This is a genomic window from Photobacterium sp. R1, from assembly GCF_054600795.1.
Map to the genome: position 1 here is coordinate 1 of NZ_BAAHZP010001041.1, position 232 is coordinate 232.

1 protein-coding gene is annotated in these 232 nt (G+C 45.3%); it reads right to left on the reverse strand.

Annotation, left to right across the window (positions count from 1 at the left end; translation table 11 throughout):
* Positions 1 to 175: LysR family transcriptional regulator (locus ACYP03_RS28230; RefSeq protein WP_459782968.1), on the reverse strand; the 175-nt coding region annotated here is incomplete at its 3' end.
* Between the last annotated feature and the right edge of the window lie 57 nt (positions 176 to 232).

The following is a 232-nucleotide window of genomic DNA, read 5'->3' on the forward strand; positions in this document are numbered from 1 at the left end:
GTTCAAACTTTTTCCCTGTCCGAACCAAAAGTGCCTGTCCCAGTTGCTGCTCCAGTTTTCGGATATGCTGACTGACACCCGGTTGGGTCATATGAAGCCGGGCGGCAGTTTCTGTGAACTGGCCGACGTCGATCAGAGTGGCGAAGGTATGGAGCCATTGCCTGTTGAGTTTCATGGATAACAAATCGTAATGGAAATAAGAATAAATGATAATTTTTAATTCGTATTTTGG